We start from the raw sequence: 16,014 nt of genomic DNA, 5'->3' as shown, positions 1-16,014 counted from the left end.
GTCCCCAACACCACATCACTGTTCTGGATCAACGACACCGTCTGCGGCAAACTGTCCAACCCGGCCTTCGACAAATCACTCAACGAATCCAACAACTTCCGAAGATTCTCCCCCTGACCGTTCAACGCCTTGCCCAACTCGGTCACCACCGTGGACAGATCATTCACCGGCACCGAATCAGTCAGATCAACCGCGCTCTTCAGCACATCCTGCAACGGAGTCGGAATCTGCGTATTCGTGATCACCGAATTCTGCTTGAGGTACGGACCCGCGGTGTTGGCCGGCCGCAGATCCACGAACTGCTCACCCACCGCCGACCGATCCGCCACCACCGCCACCGCCGAGGCCGGGATCTTCGGACCACTCGAATTGATCAGCAGATCGACCGCCACACCATCCTGCTGCAACCGCAACGTCCCCACCTGACCCACAGGCACACCCTGATACGTCACCTCGGCGTTCTGGAAAATGCCACCCGAGTCAGGGAAAATCGCCTTCACCGTGTACGTACCCACACCCAGCAACCGATCCACCCGGGCATACGTGATCGCCGTATACACCAACGCAGCAATACCGACGATCGCAAAGATCACCAACTGCCACTTCGCAACCCTGGGTATCACGCCGCACCCTTCCCGTTTGTCAGCATGGCCGCCGCACCGGCCAGGAACGGCTGGTTCTGTGCCGGTGTCGGCAAGACCGAGTACTGGCCACCCGATGGCGGTGTGTTCGGTCCGGGTCGCGCGTTGAGCAGCGGCAGCAGCGTGATGGTCGGATAACCCAGCCGCGGCCCGTTGCCGTTGTAGTAGGGGTTCTTCGGATCGATCTTCGGTTGAGGTCCGGAATCCGGCGCCCGGTACACCGGATCACCCTGGCCCACGCCCAGATCGTCGAGCTGGTTCAACAGTCGTAGATCCAGCGTGGCGTACAGGTTGGTCGAGTCCCCGTGCACGCCCGGCAGCAGTGAGTCCGGGAACGGGTACGTCGGCAACAGCGGGAGCGCGGTGATCAGATCCGGCGCGGAGTCCGCCAGCGCCTGCAACGTGGGGCGCAGCGCCTTGAGGTCGGTGACGATCTCGTTACGCGCTCGTCCCAGGACGTCCACGCCCACCTGGCCCAGCTTGTCCAGCTGCTGGAGGAGGCTCACCAACTGCGGGCGCTGATCCTCGAGGACACCGATGCCGGCAGGCAGATCCCGCAGGATCGCCTCGATCTGTGACTTCTGTGCGACCGCACGGTTGGACAGTTGCGCCAGGCCGTCGATGGCGCTGACGATGTTGTCCTTCTGCACGTTCAGGCCGTTGATCAACGTGGCCGTCTGATTCAGCAGGGACTTGACGCGGTCCTCGCGTCCGCCGAATGCGGTGTTCAACTGGTCCACGATCGGTTTCAGTTGCGCCAGACCACCACCGTTGAGGAGCATCGACAGCGCACCCAACACCTGCTCGACGTCGGTGGCGGTCCGGGTACGAGCCAGCGGAATCGGCTGCGCGGGGTCTTGGCGCGCCGCCCCCTGGGAGTTCTTCGACTCCTCCAGCGAGATGAACTTCTCACCCAGCAGGTTGGTCTGCTGCACCTCGGCACGCGACTGATCGGAGAGGTTGACGTCGTCCTTGACCTCGACCTTGACGTTGGCGGTCCACTGATCGGGCGCGATGCTGATCTTCTTCACCGACCCCACCACCACACCGTTGAACTTGACGGCCGACTGCGGCACCAGGTCGAGTACGTCGGCGAACTGGATGTTGTACGTGCGCGGGTGATCGCCGGTGTCGGCGCCGCCCGGCAGCGGCACCGAGGAGATGCCGCCACAGCCGGTGATCCCCGCCGCGGTGACCACCGACACGGCGGCCAACACGATTCGACGTGGACCGATGCGGTCCAGCCCCGCCGCCAGCTGCTGCGCGCGAAGCGGCCAGATCGTCGCTTTCGACATCAGTTGGTCCCCGTTCCCTGCGAGGGGTTGTTCGGCGCGGCAGGGCCCGAGGGCACCGCGCCCTGCAGGTCCGGCGCCGGGGTACCCGGCTGCGTTCCCGGGACTCCTCCGCGCTTGTTGTTGTAGTAGTTGCTCATGATTCCGAAGGGGAGATTGAGCAACGGGGTCTGCACGTTGTTGTTGATCTGCTTGGCCACGTTGCCGCACTGGTCCAGCAATGGCCGCAAGGTGTTGGAGAACTGCTGGAAGGCCGGGTCGCCGGGCTTCAACTTGCCAAGGTCGAGCAACTTGCACGCCGCACCCGGGATGTTCTGCAACTCCGGGATGACCAGCTGCAGATCGAGGGTTCCCGATTCGGCGTTGTACGAGTTCACCAAGTTGTTCAACACCAGCGGCAGCAGCGTCAGGATCTCTTTCTGCTTGGCCTTGGTGTCGGCGAGAGTCTTGGTGGTGGGCAACAACTCGTTGACCCGGTCACCGAGTGCGTCGCGGTTGTCCTGGACGAAGGTAGCCACGTCACCGAGTGCGATCGACAGCTTGTTCAGTGCCTCACCCAGCTGACTGCGCTCACCGGCCAGGAAGCTGTTGAACGACGCCATCTGCGTGTTGAAGGTGCGCACCTGGTCGTCGTTCTGCCGCAGCATCCCGACAAAGCTGTCCAGGTTCTTGATCGTGTCCACCAGGTTTCCCCGCGACTCGTCGAGCGTGTTGGCCGCCTTGGTGAGTTGGGTGAAGGTGTTGCCCAACTTCTCGCCGTTGCCGGCCAGGTTCTGGGCGGTGGTCGTCACGAGGTTGGTCAACGCACCGTCTTTGTTGGCGCCTTGGGGACCCAGCGAGACGGACAACTTCTTGACGCTGCTGTACAGCTCGTCGACCTCCACCGGGATCATGGTCTGATTCAGCTGGAGCGTGATGTTCTTGTCCGCCTTGGGCTGACCCGGTTGCCATGTCGGGGTGAGCTGGATGAACCGGTCGGCGACGATCGACGGCGTGATCTGTACGGCCCGCACGTCACGGGGCAGCTTGATGTCGCTGTCCACCGACATGGTCACCTTCACCCGGTCGCCCTGGGGGGTGACGCTGTCGACGTTGCCCGCGGGCAGGCCCAGGATCCGTACGTCGGACCCCTTGTAGATGCCGATCCCTCGTTCGAAGTACGCGGTGATCTTGGTCTTGCCGGCGGCGTTGAACACCCACCACAGCGCCACCGCGACGATCAGGGCGAGCACCAGCGCGATCACGATGACGACGACATGGCGGGCGGTGAACCACTTGCCCGGACCCGAGTTGGTCTGGCTGTTGGCCATCATCCGGTCGCCTCCGTTCCACCGTTGTTGAGTTGCTTCGTCTTACCCGGCGGACGCGTGGTGTTCGGCGCGCCGACCAGCGGACCCTGCGGCAGGCCCGGCGGCAGGATGTTGGTGATCGCGGCGTTGAACCAGCGTCCGTTGCCCAGCACGTTGGAGTACAGGCGATAGAACGGCGCCAGGTAGTTGATGGAGTCGCGCAGGTTGTTCTGCTGACGATTGAGCAGTGCCGTGACCTGCTTCAGCGAGTCCAGCGTCGGACCGATCTGCTTCTCGTTGTCCCGCACGATCCCGGTCAGCGTGGTGGACAGCGCCGTGGTGCTGGACAACAGCTGCGAGATGGACTTCTGGCGGTTGTTCAGCTCGGTGAGCAGACCACCCGCGCCGGCGATGAGCTTCTGGAACTCGTCGTTGCGGTCGGCGAGCAGCTTCGACGTGTCCTTGGTGGTGGCGAGCAGGGTCTGTACCTGCTGGTCACGACTGGAGACGGTCTGCGACAGTCGGGTCAGGCCGTCGAGCGCCGGTCCGAGGTCGGACGAGGTTCCCGACAGCGAATCCGACAGCGTCCGGAAGCTGGTGGCGAGCTGGTCGGTGTTGATGTTCGTGACCTGTCGGCTCACGTCCGAGACCGCCTCGATCACGTCGTACGGAGACGTGGTCCGGGTGATGAGCTTCTTGGGGTCCGCCAACTCCGAACCGTTCGGTTCGAGCGCCAGATACTTCTGACCGAGCACGGTCTTGATCTGGATGGACGCCGATGTCTGATCACCGATCCAGGCGTTGTTGACCTGGAACTTCGCGATCACGCGGTTGTTGTCGTCGTTCAACTCCACCGAGTTGACCTTGCCGACCTTCACACCGGCCACTCGCACCTCGGCACCCTTGCGCAGACCAGCGGCCTCGGTGAAGGAGGCGCTGTAGGTCACACCGGCGCCGACCAGCGGCAGCGAGCTCAGATAGAACGCCGCCACCGTCACCATCAGCAAGATCAGGATGCCCAACGCACCCACGGTCACCGGACTACGTCCCTCAGTCCTGCCGGCCATGGTCACCTCCCCTGCTCACCGTTGGTCCGTCGATCCCCGTTGGTCTGTCGTTCGCGGTCTGCTGCCCTGCCATCGCCGTCAACCCGGCCGATTGTCTGACCAGCAACGCGTCGCGGCGTTGGTGTACAGCACGTGGTTGATGTCCGGCAGCGGCACCAGCGGCTGGGTGAGCACGGTGCTCTTACCGTTGCCCGCCACGATGTCGAGTCCGCACAGATAGAACTGGAACCACGAGCCGAAGGTCGCGGCACGGCCGATCTTCTGCGCCTTCACCGGCAGGGTGGACAGGGTCTTCTCCAGATCCTTCTGGCGACTGTTGATGACCCCGGCGACCTGGTTCAGCGCTGAGATCGAACCCTGGATTGCCGGCCGGGTGGGCGACAGGATCGAGTTGGTCACCCCGGTCAAGTTGGCCAGCGAGGTGATCGCCGATCCCACCGAGCCGCGCTGCGCGGCGAGCCCGCTCACGAAGGCCGATGTGTTCTGCAGCAACGAGGTGAACTGATCGTCGTGGTCGTTGACCGTCTTGAGCACGGTCGTCAGGTTGGTGATCAGCTCGCCGATCACCCGGTCGCGATCGGCGAGGGTGTTGGTCAGGCTCGAGGTGTCGCTGATCAGCTCGCTGACCGTGCCGCTCTCACCCTGGAACACCTGGATGATCTCGTTCGACAACTTGTTCACGTCGTCGGCGGTCAGCTGCTGGAACAGCGGCTTGAGCCCGTTGAACAGATCGTTGAGGTTCAGCGACGGATGGGTCTGTGACAACGGGATGGTGCTGCCGCTGGAGATGGTCGACGACGGGTCTCCGGCGCCCTTCTCCAATGCCACGTACCGCTGGCCCTGCAGGTTCTTGAACCTGATGTAGGCCTGCACGCCGTCGGGAAGTGTCTTGCGGTTGACGTTGAACTTGACCTCGGCCTGGGAGCGATCATGGATCTTCACCTCGGTGACCTGACCCACCCGCACGCCGGCGACGCGGACGTCGTCACCCTTGTTGAGCAGCACCGCGTCGGAGAAGATGGCCGTGAAGTCGTCGTCTCCGGACGTCCCGGAGTTGGCCATCGTGATCCCCAGCAACGCGGTGGCCACCACGGTGACCACCGCGAAAACCACCAGCTTGACGAGTGGACCGAGCAGACCTCTCACTGGACCGTCACCTGCGCTCCCTGCATCGTCGGGGCGATGATCTGTCCGATCCAATCGGGAACATCGGCCGGGTCGGTGCCCGCAGTGGAGGCGATGATCGCCTTCAGCGCCAGCTTGTTACGTGGGTCGTTGTACACCGAGGGCGTGATCGTGCCGGCAGGCGTCGGGGAGAACTGCGGTTCCGCGAGCGTCTTGACCGTTGCCGGTCCGGGGTTGCGCGACGGCGGCTGATAGGAACCGTCGTTGAGCGATCCGCCGGGATACTGACCGAACGGGCGACCCGGGGTCGGCTTGTCGTAACAGATCGGGCCGCGGTCGGCGAACAGTCGGGGCTCGTCCTGGTTCGGCAGATAGCGTCCGCGGGGGTTGGAGAACGTCAGGGTGACCTTGACGCCGGGGTTACGCGTGCCTTCACCGGTGATCTTGCTCGACTCCGGGACGATGCCCGCGAAGTTCTTGAACGTGCAACCGAACGCCGGTGACTGCTTGGCCAGCGTTGTGAGCAGCGGCTCGGACTTGATGAACAGGTCGAGCAGGTCCTGCCGGTTGGTGCTCAGGAAATTCGTGGTGTCCACCGATGCCTGCGAGAGCGTGGAGATCAACGAGCGGAGGTCACCTTGCTTCTCCACCAGGGTGTTGCTGGTGGTGCGCAGCGTGTCCAGAGCGTCGATGACATCCGGCAACGCGGTCTTGTAGGTCTGCGAGAAGCTGGCCAGTCCACGCAACGTCCCCTGCAGTTCGGGCATGTTGTCGTTGACCTGGGTGAACACCGTGTTCAGCTGGTCGACCGTCGTCCCGAGCTTCTCGCCGTTGCCGTCGAGCGCCTTCGACAGCGCGCCGAGCGTGATGTTGAGGTCCTGCGGCGGGATGGCTTTGAGGACCGGCAGCAGCCCATCGAAGAACTGCTGGATCTCGAGTGCATTACCGCTGCGGTCCTGCTCGATGGTGGTGTTGTTGCTCAACGCGGGCTTGGTGTCCACCTGACCGTCCGGGACCTGCAAAGCCACGTAGCGTTCACCGAACAATGTCTTCGGCAGGATGCGTGCGGTGGTGTCGCGGGGCAGCATCTTGGCCATGTCCGGCTTGAGGCCGAGAGTCACCACCACCGAGCCGTCGGCCTGGTCGGGTGCGACCGAGCGCACCTCCCCGACGACCACGCCACGGGCCTTCACGTCGGCCCGGTCCGGCAGGGCGTTGCCTGCCGAGTCGGTGACGAGTTTGACGTCGGTGAACGAGGTGAACGTCTGCGTGAACTTGAGGATCGCTCCGCCGATGAAGACGATGACGACGATGAAGAACACGAGGCCCAGCAGGCGCGTACGCAGTGCCTTCATGTCAACCCGCCACTCGAACGGTCGTCGTGGTGCCCCAGATGGCGAGACCCAGGAAGAAGTCCAACAGGGCGACGAGCACCAGAGCCGTTCGCACGGCGCGACCGACGGCCACACCCACCCCGGCCGGACCGCCGCTGGCGTTGTAACCGTAGTAGCAGTGGATGAGGATGATGACGAAGGCGAAGATCAACACCTTGCCGAACGACCACAGCACATCTTCCGGCGGCAAGAACAGATTGAAGTAGTGGTCGTAGGATCCCGTCGATTGCCCGTTGAAGGTCACGTTGATCAATCGAGAGGCGATGTAGGCCGAGAGCAGTCCCAGGACGTACAGCGGGATGACGGCGACGAACCCGGCCACCACCCGGGTGGTCACCAGGAACGGCACCGACGGGACGGCCATCACCTCGAGCGCGTCGATCTCCTCCGAGATGCGCATGGCGCCGAGCTGTGCGGTGAAACCACAACCGACGGTGGCCGACAGCGCCAGACCGGCCACGATCGGGGCGACCTCACGAGTGTTGATGTAGGCCGACAGGAAGCCGGTGATGGCCTGCGAACCGATCTGTTCCAGCGCCGAGTACCCCTGTAGGCCCACCACCACACCGGTGAAACCCGACAGCAGCACCATCACGCCCACGGTGCCGCCGATCACGGCGAGGCCACCGGATCCGAAGGCCACCTCGGCCAACAGTCGGAACACCTCTTTGGGGTACTGCTTGATCGTTCGCGGTCCCCAGCCGATGGCGCGACCGTAGAACGACAACTGTTCCCCGGCACCGTCGAGTGTGTTCAGCGGTACCTGCGCGACCTTGCGGGTGCGTGCGGCGAGGGCGTCTGATCTGCTCTTGGCGATTGTCATGGTGTGGCCACCTCCTACGATCCCTTGGCAGGAATGACCTGCAGATAGACGGCGGTGAGAATCAGGTTGGCGAAGAACAGCAGGAGGAAGGTGATGACCACACTCTGGTTCACCGCGTCGCCGACACCCTTCGGACCGCCCTTGGGATTGAGCCCCTTGTAGCAGGCGACCACCGCGGCGAGCACACCGAAGATCGCCGCCTTCAGCTCGGCGACGTACAGGTCCGGCAGTTGGGCGAGCGCGCTGAACGAGGCCAGATACGCACCCGGCGTTCCCTGCTGGATGACGACGTTGAAGAAGTAACCGCCGCCGATGCCGACCACACAGACCAGACCGTTGAGCAGCACGGCGACCAACACCATCGCGAGCACGCGCGGGACCACGAGGCGCTGGATCGGATTGATGCCCAGCACCATCATCGCGTCGATCTCCTCGCGGATGGTGCGGGCACCGAGGTCGGCGGCGACCGCCGAGCCCGCCGCACCGGCGATGAGCAGCGAGGTGACCAGGGGCGAGCCCTGCTGGACGACCACCAGGACGCTGGTGGCGCCGGTGAACCCTTCCGCGCCCAACTGCTTGATCAGCGAGCCGGTCTGCAGCGACACGATCGCGCCGAACGGAATGGCGACGAGGGCGGTCGGCAGAATGGTGACGCTGGCGATGAACCATGCCTGCTCGATGAACTCCCGGAGCTGGAACGGCCGCGCGAAGATATTACGTGCAACATCGATGAACAGCTGAATCAGATTGCCGGCCTGCGTCATCGCAGAGTTTCCGGCCTTCGTCACCCGATCGATGCCACGCGTGGTGGCTGAGGTCATCTACTTTTCTCCGGCGCGATCATCGTCGGTACGGATGGGCACCACGTCACCGCCCGGGATGGTTGCCGGGTCGGTACGCAGGGAACTGCTCGGTGTTGGCCTCGGACGGCTCGTAGCCGCTCCCCGACCCAGAATTGGCGTAGGCCTCGTCGCGGTCGGTGTCTCCGCCGCGCTCGTCGCCTCGCCGCTCGTTGTTGTTGTTGTCGGAACCGTTCTCGTCACCGGAACCGTTCTCGTCGAGCTGGTCGCCGACTTCCTGGCGCTTCTCCTCGAGCTCCTGCTCGTCTTTCATGCTCTCCTCGATCGCCCGCTGGGCGTTCTCGGGGAGGGTGTGCATGATCTCGCGGACGCGTTCGCGACGTCTGGCGACGGCCTTGCGCTCGGGCATTCCCGGGGTGGGCTGGACCTGCGGCTGGATTCCCTCGGAGAGCTCGGTGCCGCCGTCGGTGTGGCCGGCGTCGACCATTGCCTGCTCTTTTTCCCTGGTCGCGTCGTCCTTCTCCTCGGACATGCCGATGGGGCCGAGTCGAGAACCGGTGAGGAACTGCTTGATCACCGGCTCCTCGGAGGTCAGCAACACCTCACGCGGACCCATCATCACGAGCTGCTTACGGAACAGCATCCCCATGTTGTCGGGGATGGTTCGTGCGATGTTGATGTTGTGACTCACGATCAGCATCGTCGCGTCGATCTGCGCGTTGATGTCGATGAGCAGCTGCGAGATGTACGTGGTACGAACCGGGTCTAGGCCGGAGTCGGGCTCGTCGACGAGGATGATCTCCGGGTCGAGGACCAGTGCGCGGGCCAGACCGGCGCGCTTGCGCATACCACCGGAGATCTCACCGGGAAGCTTGCTCTCGGCGCCGTTCAGGCCGACGAGCTCCAGCTTCTCCATGACGATGTCACGGACTTCGTCTTCCTTCTTCTTGGTGTGCTCGCGCAACGGGAACGCCGTGTTGTCGAAGAGGTTCATCGAGCCGAAGAGGGCGCCGTCCTGGAACAGCACTCCGAAGAGCTTGCGGATCTCGTACAGCTCTTTCGAGCTGCACTCCGTGATGTCGGTGCCGTCGATGATGACTTTGCCCTCGTTGGGCTTCAGGAGGCCGATGAGCGTCTTCAGGAACACCGACTTGCCGGTGCCGGACGGTCCGAGCAGCACCGAGACCTCGCCCTTGGGCAGTGTGAGCGTCACATCACGCCAAATCGTCGACGACCCGAACGATTTGGTCAAGTGTTCAACACTGACTTCAACACCCACGGAATGACCTCTCGACTTCCCCCAAGCCCCTGTGGCTGGAGTCACTCTAACCTACGTCTGCGTCAGGTCCGACACATATCGGATCATTCGCCACGGCAAGATTGCCGATCGTTTACGGCATGCGTGCCATCAGCAGCGCTGACCTGCGTAAACGACCTTCGGAATGCGGATACGAGGCCGCGATGACACAGGGCCGGTGTGGGGTATACCCCACACCGGCCCTGTGAACGCCTGATCCGCGGCTGCGGACGCGGCGGAATTACTTGACCGAGACCTTCGCGCCGGCCTCTTCGAGCTTGGTCTTGGCAGCCTCGGCGGACTCCTTGTCGACCTTCTCCAGCAGCGCCTTGGGCGCGCTCTCGACGAGGTCCTTGGCCTCCTTCAGACCCAGACCCGAGACGATCTCGCGGACCACCTTGATGACCTGGATCTTCTTGTCGCCCGCACCCTCGAGCACGACGTCGAACTCGTCCTGCTCGGCGGCGGCGTCGGCGCCACCGGCGGCCGGGGCAGCACCACCGGCGGCAACGGCGACCGGAGCGGCCGCGGTGACCTCGAAGACTTCTTCGAACTTCTTCACGAAATCGCTGAGCTCCAGCAGGGTCAGTTCCTTGAACTGATCGATGAGCTCGTCAGCGGTGAGCTTCGCCATGGTCGGCGTCCTTCCTCTTTGTTTCCCCCGCGGGGGTTGTGATCCCCACGTGAGGGTCAGATGTGGTGAAGCGGGCGAGGACTACTCGCTCGCCCCGCTTTCGGTGGATTGCTTCTCCTGCAGGGCCGCCGCCAGGCGAGCGACCTGCGATGCCGGCTGGTTGAACAGTCCGGCGGCCTTTGCCAAATTGCCCTTCATGGCACCGGCGAGCTTGGCCAGCAACACCTCACGGGTCTCCAGGTCGGCGATCTGCTCGATCTCCTGCACGGACAGCGCGCGGCCGTCCATGTAGCCGCCCTTGACCACGAGGGCCTTGTTGTCCTTGGCGAAATTCTTGATCGCCTTCGCCGCAACGACCGGCTCGCCCTCGATGAAGGCAATCGCGGTCGGTCCGACGAACAACTCGTCGAGACCCTGCACGCCCGCCTCATCGGCAGCGCGCTTGACCAGGGTGTTCTTGGCGACGGAGTAGGTTGCGCCTTCGCCAAGGGAACGTCGCAGCTCGGAGATCTGCTTCACCGACAGTCCACGGTATTCCGTGATCACAGCCGCCGTGGCGCCCTTGAACTGCTCGGTGATCTCCGCGACTGCGGCGACCTTCTCGGACTTGGCCATACTTCGCCTCCTCTCGTGTCGATGGAGTTGGCCACCCGACATCGACATCGTCTGCGCGACACACGCACAGACGACAAACGCCCCGGCCGCAGAGGGCACGGGGCGCACTGGAGACGGCAACCGAGGTCACCACCGGTACTTCCACGTTCTCCCTGCGTGGGCCGCCGACGATGTCGGACCTTCGATCGGCGCCCTCACGGACTCCGACGACCAACGGTCTCTGGTTGAACCGGCTCAGAACAGGACACTTCCCGATCTGACCTGCGTCGAGAGTACCCGAACGGGCAGGTGAGGACCAAATCGCCGTCGCCGCAGCGTCATCGTGGATGTGCACCCCATCCGCCGTTACCCGTTCGAGACCGAGTCAAGATTTGCTCACGACTGGTACGCGGGATGGGCACCGAGCGGACGGTCGGTTACATTGTGCTGACCCGCCGGGAGTGATGTGCAACACATCGAGGTGCTCCCGACGACACACCAGGTGAGCGGCGGATCGGCCCCCGTCGTCACCTCACCTTCGAGGGAGGTCGCGGCCGACCCCGCACGCTCGGTGCTCGCCAGACGAGGCCCGAGCTCCGCACCAGGAGGACACCGTGGCCTACCAGCCCACCCCGTTCGACACGCGGCCCATCGCAGCGCCCGTGCCCACGCGACCGACCCTGCCGCTCGGCGACCCGACCGGTGGCGCCGACGGACTCCGGTGGCGTAGCACGGTCGACGGTGAGCAGACCCACCCACGCGTGCACCTCGACCGCGACATCGAGATCACCATGAGCGACGGGGTCCGGTTGCGAGCCACTCTGGTCCGTCCCGCGGACCGGACCGGGACACCGGTGTCCACGCCGTATCCGGCCATCGTCAACGTCAACCCCTACAACCGCGCCCTGGTCGACGTCATCGATCAGGTGCTGCATGCTCCGGTGCTCGGCAAGGCGCTGCACACCGCCTCGGCCCGGATCGACCTGTCGGGCACACCGTTGGAGGGGGTCACCGACTTCACCAAGGTGCTCGCCGGCGGCGTCTTCGACGCGTTCGGCATCAACCGCAGTCTGGTTCGCTCGGGGTACGCGCAGCTCATCGTCGACGTTCGCGGCACCGGTGCGTCCCACGGCAAGTGGCAGATCCTGGGTGACCGCGAACAGCGGGACTCCGTCGAGATCATCGAGTGGGCCGCCGCCCAGATCTGGTGCAACGGCAAGGTCGGGATGGCCGGCTGGTCGTATTCGGCCATCAACTCCCTGCAGGCGGCCGACAAACGTCCCGCCGCTCTGGGTGCGGTCTTCGCGGTGGAGGGCTGCGAGGACATCGTCCGCGACATCTACATCACCGGTGGCATGCCGTCGATGTTCATCCCGTTGTGGTTGTCCGTGGTCAACGCCCTGAAGTGGGTACCGCATCCGGCGACGGCGCTGCGCGACGCCGCCCGAGGCAACCTGCACCGTTGGCTCCGCGACCGACTTGCCTCACCCGCCACCGAGGTCGGGTCGCTGGCCTGGGGATTCCTCACCGGACGCGACGACAGGATCTACGACGACCAGTACTTCGACGAGCGCGACCCTCAGGTCGACCGGATCACCGCACCGACCTTCCTGTTCGGAGCCTGGCACGACCTGTTCGGCCGCAGTGCGACCACCGTCTACAACCGGCTGAACCTCCCGCCCGGGCACAAACAGCTCATCATCGCCGACGGCTACCACCTCGACGCTGGGGCCGGGTTCGGCGGTGCCGGTTGCCCACCGCGTATCGACGTCCTCGAACGCGCCTGGTTCGACCGCTGGCTCAAGTCCGACGACAACGGCGTCGACGAATACGGACCCGTCACCCTCCAGCAACAGGGCGGGATCTGGAGCTCGGCAGACTCCTACCCCCGACCGTCGGCGACGCTGCACCGCCTGTATCTCAACGAGCGGCGCTCCGGCACCGCCGAGCACAGCCAGTTCGACGGCGGGCTCAGCCATTATCGACCGTCGACCGTGACCACCGTCGCGGCCCGGCCGGACATCCGCGGACTGCGGTCGCGGGACATGACGCAGGTAACCGCGGGCGCATCGATGGTGTTGGGCCGGTCGTACACCCACGACGCCCGGTTCCAGGAACGCGGTGCCCTGTCGTTCACCACCGCGCCGGTGGACGTGCCCACCCAGCTGACCGGTGCGATCAACCTGCGGCTGTACGTCAGCACCAGCGCCGACGAGGGGATCTGGGCCGTCACTGTCAACGACGTCGCGCCCGACGGCACCTCCACGGTCCTCACCAACGGCGCGCTGAGCATGTCCAACCGCGCCATCGACCCGGCGTTGTCGGAGTACGCGGAGGACGGCAGCCTGCTGATGGCCCATCACTTCCTCAGCCGTGTCCGTAAGCTGCCGGTGCCCTCGGACGTTCCGTTGGCCCTCGACGTGGACCTGGTACCCACCGACGCCCTGATCGACATCGGGCACCGCTTGCGGGTCGACGTCTACGCGGCGAGTTTTCCGCGCTACATGACCACCGTGCCGGATCTGATCAAGGCCCGCGGTCGTCATCAACAGCTGGTCCTCGACCCCGACAAGCCCGGTCACCTCACCTTCCGCGCCATCGGCACCCCCGGCTGGTGAGCACCGGCTCAGCCGGGCCTCACGTTCCACACCGCCGTCACCGACCGGTCGACGGCTGGCTGTAGGTGACCCGCCACGTCCGCTCCTGTGCGCCCACCAGCACTTTGTTCAAGCAATGCCGTTGCGTCCCAAGGCAACCCAACGCGACACGACACGAGTGGTCATATCCTGGGTGCTACGCTGGGCCCGCACAGGTACAACCGTGGGGGTGTTGTGGGCGACGGCCGGGTTCCGCTCTCCGGCGGCAGGTGTGCGGTGTGAGCGCGTCGGCGGTCTACGAGGCCGAACAGCTCTGGTCCGCGGTTCTCGACCGGGGCGGTCTGGTGGATTTCCACGGGTCACAGCTCTACATCGACGCCCAGAAGCGATTCGCCGACATCCCGTCGGTTCAGCGATATGCCGACCGCGTGCTGGCCCTGCCATCCGTGCGTGACGCGTACCCCAGCGTCGCGCCGGTCCGCGTCCGCGAACGTCGCGGGCAGGCTGCGGCGCATTACGAACCGTCGACCGCGACGATCGCGATTCCCCTGCACAACAGGGAATACGGGCGGGAGAGCACCGTGCTGCACGAGCTCGCTCACCATCTGACCGTCGGCAAGGGCCTCGCCGCCGGTCCGTCCGGGACGCGTTGGCACGGGGTGGAGTTCCGCGAGGCCATGCTCCATGTGGTCGGCATCGTGGTGGGAGAGCCCGCGGCACTCCTGCTGCGCGCGTGGTATCACGATTCCGGGGTGCGCAACAGTTGACGCGACGGGACTCCTGCCCATTCCGTCAGGAGCCCAGTTGCCCACCCGGAGCGCCGAATTCACGGTCGTTACCGATCCTGGCCCGACGTCCCGCATGGTCACCCGCCCGCCGAGCCGCCTCCGAATAACCCGCCGAGGCGCTGCTCGATCGCCAGGAACCCCGCGCCTGCGACTCACTGCGATGAAAGTCCACCACCTCGATCTCCTTGTCGCGTAACGCTATCGCGGTACTGCCACCGGACGCGCCGGTCTCGGCACCGGTCGCCTGCGCCCGTGCCTGATCGCGCGCCTCGGTCAGCCGGGTACCGATGCGGTCCGCGAACGCGGTCTGGAAGTTCAGGCGTGCGGTTATGGGCGATAAGGGTTTGTGTTCGACCACCCGCCTGCTGACCCATCGGCCGTGCTGGGTGACCACCCGTGCCGCGGTCTCGCCGCGATATGCCCCCGACTTCAGATAGCCGTCGCTGGCGGCGACCATCTGGATCACCAACGACGAGTACAGCGCCTCCACGCTGTCGATGTCGCCGGCGAAGCCGTACGCGATCACGTAGGTCGAGTTGCCTGCCACATCGACCTTGAGATCGTTGGCGTGCGCGATGGCCACGAACAACAGCACGTAGGTGCGCAGTCCCTTCTTGCCCGCGGTGCCGATGCGCACCTGACGGGAGACGGGGACGGTCGCGGCGCGGGCGTTCGGGTCGTGTGCCCGAGCAACCGCGAGGTCGATCGACGCCGCGGTCGCCAGTCGTTGCGCGGCCTGCATGAACGTCTGCGCCTCGTGCTCGTTGTCGGTGCCCTCGGCCTGGCGGAGGAGACCCGAGATCCGGGTGAGCAACTTGTCGTCTCGCATACCCGTGAGACTAATGAGCACGGCACCCGGTTCCCCAACCCGACGATGTGTCGTTCGGCGGAGCGGCGTGGATCCGGCGTGCTAGCTTCCGCGCCATGGCCACCTACGTACTCGTTCCCGGGGCGGCATCGGATCCCGCGTACTGGCGGTTCGTGATCGACGAGTTGACTGCACTCGGGCACACGGCCATCCCGGTGGATCTGCCGTCGGAGGACGACACCGCCGACCTGACCGATTACGCCGAGACGGTGGTCACGCAAGTGGTCCACGCGCGGCCGCCGGACTCCGACGACCCCGTGGTGGTGGTCGCGCACTCCTTCGGCGGCTTCACCGGTCCCCTGGTGGTCGACCGACTGGCCGCGGCAGCGCTGGTCTTCGTCTCCGCGATGGTCCCGCGACCGGGCGAGCGGCCCGCCGACTGGTGGTCGAACACACAGACCGCATCCGCCCAACGACGCGCCGCCGCCGAGGGCGGCTGGGACGCATCCGACATGGATGCGCTGTTCTACAACGGCGTCGACGCCGCGCTGGTGGCCACGGAGATCGAACGGGGCCAGTCCGAGACCCCGTCGCGGGCGCCATGGCCCGGCGTCGGTCTACCCGAGGTCAGCACCAGATTTCTGGTGCTACGCGACGACCGCTTCTTCCCCGAGGCGTTCATGCGTGGAATGGTCGCCGAGCGGCTGCCTGGGGTCGAACCCGACATCGTCGACGGCGGGCACATGGCGATGCTCTCGCACCCACGCGCCATCGCCCGCTACCTCCATGACGTGGCGTCGAGCCTGTGAGACGACGACAGCCGCGGAGGATCGTCAGATCCTCCGCGGCTGTCTGGGACTTGCGA

At 65.2% G+C, this 16,014-nt stretch carries 15 protein-coding genes; 3 read left to right on the top strand and 12 right to left on the bottom strand.

The window, feature by feature from the left end; genetic code table 11:
* The 11 genes from BW971_RS02790 to rplJ all read right to left on the bottom strand — a co-directional run.
* On the bottom strand, window positions 1-623 hold a 623-nt coding region (locus tag BW971_RS02790), incomplete at its 3' end, for an MlaD family protein (protein ID WP_143690168.1).
* Entirely contained in the window at window positions 620-1,936 is a 1,317-nt protein-coding gene (locus BW971_RS02785; RefSeq protein ID WP_083709189.1) for an MCE family protein, read from the bottom strand. The genes BW971_RS02785 and BW971_RS02790, both read right to left, overlap by 4 nt.
* Window positions 1,936-3,243, bottom strand: a complete 1,308-nt coding sequence (locus BW971_RS02780; RefSeq protein ID WP_407701182.1) for an MCE family protein — start codon at window positions 3,241-3,243, stop codon at window positions 1,936-1,938. The genes BW971_RS02785 and BW971_RS02780 overlap by 1 nt, the downstream gene beginning before the upstream one ends.
* Entirely contained in the window at window positions 3,243-4,289 is a 1,047-nt protein-coding gene (locus BW971_RS02775) for an MlaD family protein (protein ID WP_076476454.1), read from the bottom strand. The genes BW971_RS02780 and BW971_RS02775 overlap by 1 nt, the downstream gene beginning before the upstream one ends.
* Window positions 4,290-4,367: 78 nt before the next feature.
* Window positions 4,368-5,435: an MCE family protein gene (locus tag BW971_RS02770; RefSeq protein ID WP_076476185.1), complete on the bottom strand. Its 1,068-nt coding sequence runs from the start codon at window positions 5,433-5,435 to the stop codon at window positions 4,368-4,370.
* On the bottom strand, window positions 5,432-6,769 hold the full coding sequence (locus tag BW971_RS02765; RefSeq protein WP_076476183.1) for an MCE family protein: 1,338 nt from the start codon (window positions 6,767-6,769) through the stop codon (window positions 5,432-5,434). The genes BW971_RS02770 and BW971_RS02765 overlap by 4 nt, the downstream gene beginning before the upstream one ends.
* A gap of 1 nt (window position 6,770) precedes the next feature.
* Window positions 6,771-7,631: an MlaE family ABC transporter permease gene (locus BW971_RS02760; RefSeq protein WP_076476181.1), complete on the bottom strand. Its 861-nt coding sequence runs from the start codon at window positions 7,629-7,631 to the stop codon at window positions 6,771-6,773.
* A 14-nt stretch (window positions 7,632-7,645) separates the two neighbouring features.
* Window positions 7,646-8,452 carry an MlaE family ABC transporter permease gene (locus BW971_RS02755; RefSeq protein ID WP_076476179.1) on the bottom strand — a complete coding sequence of 269 codons (807 nt, stop codon included), beginning with the start codon at window positions 8,450-8,452 and terminating at the stop codon, window positions 7,646-7,648.
* 46 nt (window positions 8,453-8,498) lie between these two features.
* Entirely contained in the window at window positions 8,499-9,710 is a 1,212-nt protein-coding gene (locus BW971_RS02750) for an ABC transporter ATP-binding protein (RefSeq protein ID WP_076476177.1), read from the bottom strand.
* Between the two features lie 259 nt (window positions 9,711-9,969).
* Window positions 9,970-10,362 carry a 50S ribosomal protein L7/L12 gene (gene rplL, locus BW971_RS02745; RefSeq protein WP_076476175.1) on the bottom strand — a complete coding sequence of 131 codons (393 nt, stop codon included), beginning with the start codon at window positions 10,360-10,362 and terminating at the stop codon, window positions 9,970-9,972.
* A gap of 81 nt (window positions 10,363-10,443) precedes the next feature.
* A complete protein-coding gene (rplJ, locus tag BW971_RS02740; protein ID WP_076476173.1) occupies window positions 10,444-10,977 on the bottom strand; it encodes a 50S ribosomal protein L10 in 534 nt (177 codons plus the stop codon).
* A 593-nt stretch (window positions 10,978-11,570) separates the two neighbouring features.
* Here rplJ and BW971_RS02735 point away from each other — a divergent pair.
* Together BW971_RS02735 and BW971_RS02730 are read left to right on the top strand one after the other, a co-directional pair.
* Window positions 11,571-13,574 (top strand): CocE/NonD family hydrolase, encoded by a 2,004-nt coding sequence (locus BW971_RS02735; protein ID WP_083709188.1) that lies wholly within the window; start codon window positions 11,571-11,573, stop codon window positions 13,572-13,574.
* Window positions 13,575-13,831: 257 nt separating this feature from the next.
* Window positions 13,832-14,320, top strand: coding sequence for a TIGR04338 family metallohydrolase (locus BW971_RS02730; protein ID WP_076476171.1), 489 nt, complete (start codon window positions 13,832-13,834; stop codon window positions 14,318-14,320).
* 25 nt (window positions 14,321-14,345) lie between these two features.
* Here the strand turns inward: BW971_RS02730 and BW971_RS02725 are convergent, their stop codons facing one another.
* Window positions 14,346-15,170: a DUF2786 domain-containing protein gene (locus BW971_RS02725; protein ID WP_076476169.1), complete on the bottom strand. Its 825-nt coding sequence runs from the start codon at window positions 15,168-15,170 to the stop codon at window positions 14,346-14,348.
* A 95-nt stretch (window positions 15,171-15,265) separates the two neighbouring features.
* Between BW971_RS02725 and BW971_RS02720 the strand changes: the two genes are divergently transcribed.
* On the top strand, window positions 15,266-15,958 hold the full coding sequence (locus tag BW971_RS02720; protein ID WP_076476450.1) for an alpha/beta fold hydrolase: 693 nt from the start codon (window positions 15,266-15,268) through the stop codon (window positions 15,956-15,958).
* The last annotated feature ends 56 nt before the right edge of the window (window positions 15,959-16,014 follow it).

Source organism: Williamsia sterculiae, assembly GCF_900156495.1.
Classification (GTDB): Bacteria; Actinomycetota; Actinomycetes; order Mycobacteriales; family Mycobacteriaceae; genus Williamsia_B; species Williamsia_B sterculiae.
This window is presented reverse-complemented; position numbering and strand designations above follow the sequence as displayed.

Excerpts from the sequence above, each read along its gene's own strand:
- BW971_RS02720 (WP_076476450.1), top strand. The coding sequence starts at position 15,266 with ATGGCCACCTACGTACTCGTTCCCGGGGCGGCATCGGATCCCGCGTAC.
- BW971_RS02775 (WP_076476454.1), bottom strand. The coding sequence starts at position 4,289 with ATGGCCGGCAGGACTGAGGGACGTAGTCCGGTGACCGTGGGTGCGTTG.
- rplL (WP_076476175.1), bottom strand. The coding sequence starts at position 10,362 with ATGGCGAAGCTCACCGCTGACGAGCTCATCGATCAGTTCAAGGAACTG.
- BW971_RS02765 (WP_076476183.1), bottom strand. The coding sequence starts at position 6,769 with ATGAAGGCACTGCGTACGCGCCTGCTGGGCCTCGTGTTCTTCATCGTC.
- BW971_RS02785 (WP_083709189.1), bottom strand. The coding sequence starts at position 1,936 with ATGTCGAAAGCGACGATCTGGCCGCTTCGCGCGCAGCAGCTGGCGGCG.
- rplJ (WP_076476173.1), bottom strand. The coding sequence starts at position 10,977 with ATGGCCAAGTCCGAGAAGGTCGCCGCAGTCGCGGAGATCACCGAGCAG.
- BW971_RS02755 (WP_076476179.1), bottom strand. The coding sequence starts at position 8,452 with ATGACCTCAGCCACCACGCGTGGCATCGATCGGGTGACGAAGGCCGGA.
- BW971_RS02725 (WP_076476169.1), bottom strand. The coding sequence starts at position 15,170 with ATGCGAGACGACAAGTTGCTCACCCGGATCTCGGGTCTCCTCCGCCAG.
- BW971_RS02760 (WP_076476181.1), bottom strand. The coding sequence starts at position 7,631 with ATGACAATCGCCAAGAGCAGATCAGACGCCCTCGCCGCACGCACCCGC.
- BW971_RS02780 (WP_407701182.1), bottom strand. The coding sequence starts at position 3,243 with ATGGCCAACAGCCAGACCAACTCGGGTCCGGGCAAGTGGTTCACCGCC.